We start from the raw sequence: 2,669 nt of genomic DNA on the forward strand, positions 1-2,669 counted from the left end.
GGGGTGAGGGGGAGGCGGTGGGCACGCTGGACCTGACCCTCGCGATCGCCTGGCTAACCGACACCCTCGGCCTACCAGACCCCGCCGCCCGACAGATCGTCGAATACCTGGCCCGAGCGCGTTCGGCACTGGGTGCGCTGCCAACGCAAAGCCGGCTGATCATGGAGCGCTTTTTCGATGAATCAGGCGGCACCCAACTCGTCATTCATTCGCCCTACGGCAGCCGGATCAACCGCGCCTGGGGCCTGGCCCTGCGCAAGCGCTTTTGTCGCACTTTCAACTTCGAGTTGCAGGCGGCGGCGACCGAGGATGCGATCATCTTTTCGCTGTCCACCAGCCACAGCTTCCCCTTGGATGAGGTCTGGCGTTATCTACGTTCAAACAGTGCCGAACATGTTCTGATCCAGGCGCTGCTCGACGCCCCGCTGTTCGGCGTGCGCTGGCGCTGGAACGCGACCACCGCGCTGGCACTGCCGCGCATGGCCGGCGGGCGCAAGGTGGCGCCTCAATTACAGCGAATGAAGAGCGAGGACTTGCTCGCCACCGTCTTCCCCGATCAGGTCGCCTGCCTGGAAAACATCGTCGGTGAACGCGAGATTCCCGAACACCCATTGGTGGCGCAGACGCTCGACGACTGCCTGCACGATGCTATGGACAGCGAAGGCTGGCTGGCGCTGTTGCAGCGTATCGAGGCGGGTGAAATTGAGCTGCTGGCGCGTGACCTGCCGGCGCCGTCACCGCTGGCCATGGAAGTGCTCGGCGCGCGGCCCTATGCCTTCCTCGACGACGCGCCGCTGGAAGAGCGTCGCACCCAGGCGGTGCTCAATCGACGCTGGACCGATCCGGAGTCCAGTGACGATCTCGGCGCGCTGGATGCCGCCGCCATCGACGCGGTGGGCGAGCAAGCCTGGCCGCAAGCGCGTAATCCGGACGAGCTACATGAGGCGCTGGTAGGCCTTGGCGGTATCGCCGAGAGCGAGGCGTTGGCCGAGCAGGACTGGCTTGGCTGGCTGGAGGAACTGGCCCGTGGCGGTCGCGCGACGCGAATGCAGATCGCGCAGGATCGCGCGCTCTGGTTGCCCATCGAACGCTTGGCTCTGTTGCGGTCGATCTATCCCCATGCACGTTGCGAGCCGGCGCTGGCGCCGCTGCCTGGTTTCGATCAGCAGTCGAACGAGGATGAAGCGCTGGTCGAGCTGATCCGCGCGCGGCTGACCGGATTCGGACCCTTACCGGTTTCGCTGATCGCTAGGCCGTTGGCCTTGCCGGCCTCTGCCGTCGCCCACGCCCTGATCCGTCTGGAGGCCGAAGGCTACGTGCTCCGTGGTCGCTTCACACCTGGCGCGAGCGAAGATGAATGGTGCGAGCGGCACCTGCTGGCGCGCATCCATCGCTATACCGTCAAGCGCCTGCGCCGCGAGATCGAACCGGTTGAGCGCGCGGATTTCATGCGCTTCCTGTTCGACTGGCAGCACCTGTCCGAATCGACACAAATGCAGGGCCGCGACGCGCTCGGCACGCTGGTCGAGCAGCTCGAAGGTTTCCAGGCCGCCGCCGGAGCGTGGGAAAACGACCTGCTGCCTGCCCGGTTGCGGGATTACGGTCGCACCTGGCTGGACGAGCTCTGCCGATCCGGGCGCATCGTCTGGACGCGCCTGGCCGGGCGGGTCAAAGCCAGCAGCGGCCCGGTGCGTGGCACGCCCATCGTGCTATTGCCGCGCCGGCATCTCGCCGCCTGGTATGCGCTGGCTGGCGACGCACCGCAGCCAGAGCTTTCGTCACGGGCGCAGCGGGTCTTCGATACGCTGCGAGGGCAGGGCGCGCTGTTCTTCGATGAGTTGCAGCAGGATGCGCATTTATTGCGCAGCGAACTGGAGGATGCGCTCGGTGAATTGGTCGCGGTCGGGCTGGTCAATGCCGACAGCTTCGCTGGCCTGCGCGCCTTGCTGACGCCCGCCGCCAAGCGGTCACGCGGTGCTCGGCAGAGCCGCGGCGGCGCGTTCATTGGCGGCATGGCTGATGCCGGACGCTGGGCACTGGTTCGCAAGGGGACGAAATCACCGGTCGAAACGGCCACACCGCGCCCGCCTGCGCTCGATCCCGAAGCGCTGGAACACATCGCCATGACGCTGCTGCGCCGCTACGGCGTGGTGTTCTGGCGGCTGCTGGATCGGGAAGCGGACTGGCTGCCGCCGTGGCGTGAGCTGCTGCGCGTCTACCACCGACTCGAAGCGCGTGGCGAGATTCGCGGCGGGCGCTTCGTGGCGGGCGTACCGGGTGAACAGTTCGCTTTGCCAGAAGCGGTCGGCCTGCTGCGTGAAGTTCGCAAACGACCGCTGACGGGTGAAATGATCGCCGTCTCGGCAGTCGATCCGCTTAACCAGGTCGGCACCTTGCTGCCCGGTGAGCGCGTGCCGGCGGTGGCGGGCAACCGCATCCTCTATCGCGACGGCGTGCCGCTGGGCTTGTTGATCGCCGGCAAGCCAGAACTACTGACGGAACTGCACGAAGAGGATCAGCGCAAGGCGCGGCAACTGCTAGCGGTGGCGCGGCGCTAGCGGTATGAGAAACGTCAAACCGCTAGCTTCAAGCGGCAGTCCTGCGGCCTGCATTCGCCGCGGGTCGCGCCGCCCACTTACAACGGTGTGCACCGGCTGCTTTTTCGTAGG

Annotated in this window: 1 protein-coding gene; it reads left to right on the forward strand. The window is 66.5% G+C overall.

From position 1 onward, the window contains the following. Nucleotides 1-2,558: Lhr family helicase (locus NA647_RS19530; RefSeq protein WP_423836497.1), on the forward strand; the 2,558-nt coding region annotated here is incomplete at its 5' end. Between the last annotated feature and the right edge of the window lie 111 nt (nt 2,559-2,669).

This window comes from Stutzerimonas stutzeri, assembly GCF_024448985.1.
In the GTDB taxonomy this organism is placed as follows: Bacteria; Pseudomonadota; Gammaproteobacteria; order Pseudomonadales; family Pseudomonadaceae; genus Stutzerimonas; species Stutzerimonas stutzeri_AP.